General features: G+C 61.1%; 8 protein-coding genes and 1 pseudogene. All 9 read left to right on the plus strand.

Annotation, left to right across the window (positions count from 1 at the left end):
• Window positions 1-1,047: DUF2336 domain-containing protein (locus tag WA989_RS08705; protein ID WP_424340112.1), on the plus strand; the 1,047-nt coding region annotated here is incomplete at its 5' end.
• 87 nt (window positions 1,048-1,134) lie between these two features.
• The gene (locus WA989_RS08710) at window positions 1,135-1,626 is read left to right on the plus strand and encodes a Na+/H+ antiporter subunit E (RefSeq protein WP_424340113.1); all 492 of its coding nucleotides are present in this window, start codon (window positions 1,135-1,137) and stop codon (window positions 1,624-1,626) included.
• Window positions 1,623-1,937: a monovalent cation/H+ antiporter complex subunit F gene (locus tag WA989_RS08715; protein ID WP_424340114.1), complete on the plus strand. Its 315-nt coding sequence runs from the start codon at window positions 1,623-1,625 to the stop codon at window positions 1,935-1,937. The genes WA989_RS08710 and WA989_RS08715 overlap by 4 nt, the downstream gene beginning before the upstream one ends.
• Window positions 1,930-2,292 (plus strand): monovalent cation/H(+) antiporter subunit G, encoded by a 363-nt coding sequence (gene mnhG, locus WA989_RS08720; RefSeq protein WP_424340115.1) that lies wholly within the window; start codon window positions 1,930-1,932, stop codon window positions 2,290-2,292. The genes WA989_RS08715 and mnhG overlap by 8 nt, the downstream gene beginning before the upstream one ends.
• A 1-nt stretch (window position 2,293) precedes the next feature.
• Entirely contained in the window at window positions 2,294-2,887 is a 594-nt protein-coding gene (locus WA989_RS08725) for a DUF4040 domain-containing protein (RefSeq protein WP_424340116.1), read from the plus strand.
• A 4-nt stretch (window positions 2,888-2,891) separates the two neighbouring features.
• On the plus strand, window positions 2,892-3,344 hold the full coding sequence (locus WA989_RS08730) for a Na(+)/H(+) antiporter subunit B (protein ID WP_424340117.1): 453 nt from the start codon (window positions 2,892-2,894) through the stop codon (window positions 3,342-3,344).
• The gene (locus WA989_RS08735; RefSeq protein WP_424340118.1) at window positions 3,344-3,868 is read left to right on the plus strand and encodes a cation:proton antiporter subunit C; all 525 of its coding nucleotides are present in this window, start codon (window positions 3,344-3,346) and stop codon (window positions 3,866-3,868) included. Before WA989_RS08730 ends, WA989_RS08735 begins: the two co-directional genes overlap by 1 nt.
• The gene (locus WA989_RS08740) at window positions 3,865-5,400 is read left to right on the plus strand and encodes a monovalent cation/H+ antiporter subunit D family protein (protein WP_424340119.1); all 1,536 of its coding nucleotides are present in this window, start codon (window positions 3,865-3,867) and stop codon (window positions 5,398-5,400) included. The genes WA989_RS08735 and WA989_RS08740 overlap by 4 nt, the downstream gene beginning before the upstream one ends.
• Window positions 5,397-5,638, plus strand: a pseudogene (locus WA989_RS08745) (monovalent cation/H+ antiporter subunit D family protein); the annotation flags it as partial. The gene WA989_RS08740 and the pseudogene WA989_RS08745, both read left to right, overlap by 4 nt.

Raw genomic sequence — 5,638 nt, forward strand, 5'->3', positions numbered from 1 at the left:
CACGCGACCAATGAAGAGCGCCTGTTCTGTGCGCGCCGGCTGAAAGTGACGCGCGAAGCGCCGCGACGGCTGATGCGCTATCTCGCGCAGGGCGATATCGAGATTGCGCGCTGCCTGCTCGAAGATAATGACGTCTACGACGCGGCAGATCTGTGCGAATTTATCGACAAGACGACCATCGACCACCGCCTGCTGATTGCCGGGCGAAAACGCATCGACCCGACCGTTGCCGAGAAACTCTGCGAGCGGTCTGAGGCGGCTGTCCTGAAGCGGTTGTTGAAGAATGAGGGTGCGACGATCTCCGAGCGGGGCATCGACCTTCTGGTCGCTCACTCGCGAAAGATCGAAGGCTTGCCGCAGCTGATCATCAAGCGCCTGGAGCTCATCCCGAGCCAGGCCATGGCGATGTTCTGGTGGTCGGACGGGCCAACACGCCGGACGATCCTGCAGAGGCAGGCGGCCGAACGCTCAGAGCTTGTCGACCTGTGTTCGGATGTCTTCGCGATTGCCGCGGCGGAAAACTGGCAGGACCCTGTGGCCCGCAAAACATTGCAGCTGATCGAGCGGCGCCAGAGAAACCGCGCCGCGATAGAAAAAAGCCCCTATGAAAGCCTTGAGCACGCCGTCGAGGTTGCTGCTGAAAAAGGGCTCGACCCTGAACTTGCTCAGGAAATCGGCTTTCTGGCGGGGGTCAAACCCGTCACAATCGCAAAGATCCTTAGCGATGCAGGCGGAGAAGGCCTTGCCGTCCTCTGCAAGGCGACGGGGCTGAAACGGCCCTATCTGACGCATTTGTGGCGGGCGCTGCGCCGGCCGCTCGAGCTGAAAGAGGGCGAGCTCCACCCGCAGTTCGATTATGTCAAAGAGACCTACGAATTGCTTGCCGTTGCCAAGGCGCAGACCACGCTTCGCTACTGGAACTGGTCTCTGTCGGGCGCCTTTTCCCCAAAGAACGCGGCGGAGTCCGAAGGCGATGAGGCTGATTTGACGGCAGAAGACGCCTACTCTGCGTCACAACGTACCGCCCGGCTTGTTTTCGGTCGGTAGGACTGGTCTAGGGACTGGCCAAACCTAATTTGAGCAAGTAACAGCGACCCTGATGGTTGAAGCTGTAAAGTGTGGAGCGGGAGTTTCGTGGGCTACTTTGTCGGGCTGACACTTGTGCTGGCTACGCTGTGGCTCGGGCTTTCCGGGCTCTACAAGCCGCTGATTCTGGGCCTTGGCGCTGCATCGATTCTGATCTCGCTGCTGCTGGCCTCTCGTCTGAACACGATTGACAAGGAAGGCGCGCCCTATGGCCGCCTGCCGCAATTGCTGAGCTATTGGGCCTGGCTGCTGGTCGAAATCTTCAAGGCCAACTGGCCGGTGATCAAAGCCTGCGTTGGCGCCAATCTCGACATCAATCCGGCGCTCGTGAAGGTGAAGACACGCTGCGAAAGCGATCTGGCGAAAACCGTCTTCGCCAATTCCATCACGCTGACGCCCGGTACTGTGACGATCGAGGTCGAAGGCGACAAACTGCTTGTGCATGCGCTGTTCGAAGAGGCGGCGACGCCCGAATCCTTTGCAGAAATGGACGCCCGCTCCTTCGCCGCCGCAGACGGGCGCAAGAAGGTGGCCGCATGATCGGAGCTGCCGCAATCGCGCTGATCGTTGCGATCGGCCTGATGCTGATCCGCGCGCTCAGGGGGCCGACGCTGTATGACCGCGTGCTGGCCGTAAACTCGCTCGGCACCAAGATCGTGCTGTTCATCGGTGTGCTCGGTTTTGTGCTGGGGCGGCCAGATTTCCTCGATATTGCCGTGCTCTATGCGCTGATCAATTTCGTCTCGACGATCGCGATCCTGAAATTCTTCCGCTATCGCTCCTTCCAGGTGCCGCTGATGCGCCGCACCGTTTCGCGCTCGGCGCCCGTGCGGGGAGGCGATGATGACTGAGCTTGTGAACGTGATCCTGTTTATCAAGCCGATCCTCGGTGCGCTGCTCTGTCTTGTCGGGGCGGTCCTGGCGATTATCGGCACAGTCGGCGTGTTGAGATTTCCTGATTTCTATACGCGCCTGCATGCCGCCAGTATTACAGATACAGGCGCTGCGACCATTCTGCTGGTCGGTATGGCGCTGCTCGCGCCGAGCTGGCTGATTGTCTTCAAGCTTGCCGCGATCTGGCTGTTCCTGTTCCTGACCGGTCCGACCGGGTCACATGCGCTTGCCAATGCCGCCCATACGGCGGGTCTGCAACCGGTAATCGGGCGCACGGCCAGAAACGGTGACAAGACCGAAGGGGAGGTGTGAGATGACAGGATATGAAGGCGCAGACCTTGCCATCGCGCTGATCAATGTCGTGCTGCTCGGCCTGCTATTCGTGGTCGGTGTGGCCATCGCGCGGATGCGCAGCCTGTTTGCGATCGTCATGCTTTCAGGTGTCTATTCACTGATCTCGGCGACCTGGTTTGTGGCGCTCGATGCTGTCGATGTCGCCTTTACCGAGGCCGCTGTCGGCGCGGGCATATCTACCGCCTTGCTGCTCGGTGCCATGCTGCTGACCTCGCGCACCGCAAAGCCGGAGGCGCGCAGTATGCAGATCGTCCCGCTTCTGGTCGTCATCGCGACAGGCTGCATGCTGGTCTATGCGACAATCGACCTGCCGGCTTTTGGTGACCCGAACAGCCCCGCTAACACCTATGTTGGCACAGATTATCTCGAGCGCACGCCGAACGAGGTCGACATTCCGAACATCGTGACGGCAGTGCTGGCAAGCTACAGGGGCTTCGACACGCTGGGCGAGGTTGGCGTGGTGTTTACCGCGGCGCTTTCTGTCATCCTGCTGCTCGGCTTCGGAGAGCGCTCGCTTTCGGCCTCCCTCAGAGACAAGAACCGGAAAGGATAGGGCGATGAAAACAGATCATCACGTCATCCTTCGCGTTGTCGCAAAGCCTCTGATTCCGATCATCGCCCTGTTTGCGCTCTATGTGCAGTTTCACGGCGAATACAGCCCCGGCGGCGGCTTCCAGGCCGGCGTGATCAGCGCTGTTGCAGTGATCCTATACTCGCTGATTTTCGGCATCACACCGGCGATGAAAGCGGTGCCGCCTGTGTTCGCCAAATCGCTCGCGGCGATCGGTTTCCTTCTCTATGCCGGTGTCGGCGTCTGGGCGCTGATGATGGGCGGCAACTATCTCGACTATGACGTGCTGTTCAATGAACCGCCGGGCGGCCATATGGGCCAGCACTATGGTATTATCCTGATCGAGCTTGGCGTCCTCTTCGCGGTGGCAGGGTCGATGCTGTCGATCTTCTATGCCTTTGCCGGCCGGGTTACCGAAATCAAGGATGAGGACTGGTAATGGTCGAATTCATCCTGGAGCGCGGCAATTACTGGGCGATCATCGGCCTGATGATGATCGGCCTCTACACGCTGTTCTCGTCGACGAACCTGATCAAGCGGCTGGTCGGTCTGTCCATTTTCCAGACGTCGATCATCCTGTTCTACATCTCGCTCAGCCGCATCGATGGCGGCACGGCGCCCATCCTCTATGGCAAGGATGCCAAGGGGCATGGCGGCGAGCACGGCGCAGAGGTGGCGGCCGGGCATGCCACCGATGCAACGCACGCTGCGCCTGATGCCGCCCATGGCGCTGCAGATGCGGCCGCGCACGGCTTCGAGCATGTCTATTCCAACCCGCTGCCGCACGTTCTGATGCTGACGGCCATCGTCGTCGGCGTGGCAACGCTCGCCACGGGGCTCGCCATTGTCGTGCGGATTCGCGAAGCCTATGGCACGATCGAGACAGACGAGATCCGCGAGACAGACCTTGAAGTCGCGCTTGCCGAATATGCCGAGGATCATCCTGAGGCGAACCCGGCATGATTGACCTTATCCTGCAGATGGCGCCGGCCTGGGCCGAAGCGCATGCGCCGGCGCTGCTTATCCTCCTGCCGCTGCTGGCGGCGCCTGTGACGGTGTTTCTGCCGGGCAATGGGCGGGTCGCGTGGGTGATGACCATGGTCGTCACGGCGCTGTGTACGCTGCTGTCGCTCATCCTTCTGGCGCAGGTCCGATCCATCGAGGGCGGGGCGATCATTTCCTATGCGATGGGCGGATGGGCGCCGCCGCATGGCATTGAGTTCCGTATCGACGCGCTGAATGTGCTGGTGCTGATGCTGGTGAGCTTCATCGCCTTCCTGACCAGCATTTTCGGCTGGCCGACCATCCAGGCGGAAATCCGCGAGGAAAAGCGCGCCATGTTCCTTGGCGCCTTCCAGGTCTGTTTCATGGGCCTGCTCGGCGTGGCTGCGACGGGCGACGCGTTCAACCTGTTCGTCTTCCTCGAACTGTCATCGATTGCGACCTATGTGCTGGTCGCGCTGGGCTCGAGCCGGGACAGGCGCGCGCTGCCCGCAGCGATCAATTACCTTCTCATGGGCACGATTGGCGCGAGTTTCTATGTCGTCGGCGTCGGCTTCCTCTATGCGGCCACCGGCACGCTCAACATGGCAGATCTCGCAATCCAGTTGCAGGATGTCGGCGGCAATCGGTCGGTCCAGGTCGGCTTTGCGTTCATCCTGGTCGGTCTTGGCCTGAAAGCGGCGATGTTCCCGCTGCACCAGTGGCTGCCAAATGCCTACTCCTACAGCCCAAGCTTCGTAACGGCCTTCCTTGCGGCCACGGCGACCAAGGTCGCGATTTATGCGATGGTCCGCTTCCTGTTCAGCGTGTTCTCGCTGGACTTCGTGTTCGAAGGAATGAGCCTCGCTTTGATCCTCGCGCCAATGGGCATCGCGGCGATGCTCGCCTGTTCCTTCCAGGCGATCTTCCAGACCGATGTGCGCCGGACCCTGGCGTATTCCTCAGTGGCGCAGGTCGGCTACATGCTGCTCGGCATTTCGCTCGGCACCGCGGCAGGGGTCGCGGCCGGCATGTTCCACCTCGTCAATCACGCGCTGATGAAGGGCGCACTTTTCATGGCCGTGGGCGGTGTGGTGCTGACTTATCAGGGCTCGCGTATTCATGACTTTGCCGGCCTTGGCCGCTCTGCTCCGTGGACGATGACGGCCTTTGCGATTGCCGGCCTGTCGCTCATCGGTGTGCCGCTGACGGCGGGCTTCCAGTCGAAATTCGCGCTGGTCTCGGCGCTGCTCGAGAGCGGCTGGTGGTGGGCGGCGCTGATCGTCGTGTTCTCCAGCGTGCTCGCGGTCATCTATATGGGCCGCATCCTGCAGGCGGTCTTCTTCAAGCCGCCAAACAATCCACAGAAACGCCACAAGGAAGCGCCGCTCTTGTTGCTGATCCCGCTCTGGGTGCTGGCGCTCGCCAATATCTGGGTTGGCATCAATGGCAACTTCGTCGCCGGCCTTGCCAATGACGCGGCTGAGGCGCTGTTCATCGGAGGCATGCAATGAGCGGTGAAACACTCATTCTGGCCGCCCTGATCCTGCCGCTTCTGACGGCCGCAGGCATAATGCTGGCCGGAAAGCTGCCCGATATCCGCGAGGGCATCACGCTGCTCGGCGCGGCGGCGCTTTTTGTCACCTCGTGCGGGCTTGCTGGCACGGTCGGGGCAGGGATGCCTGCCGAATTCGTGCTCGGAACGTCTGTGCCGGGGCTTGATTTTGCGTTCAAGCTGGAACCGCTCGGCGC

It is taken from the genome of Henriciella sp. (genome assembly GCF_049649345.1).
GTDB lineage: Bacteria > Pseudomonadota > Alphaproteobacteria > Caulobacterales > Hyphomonadaceae > Henriciella.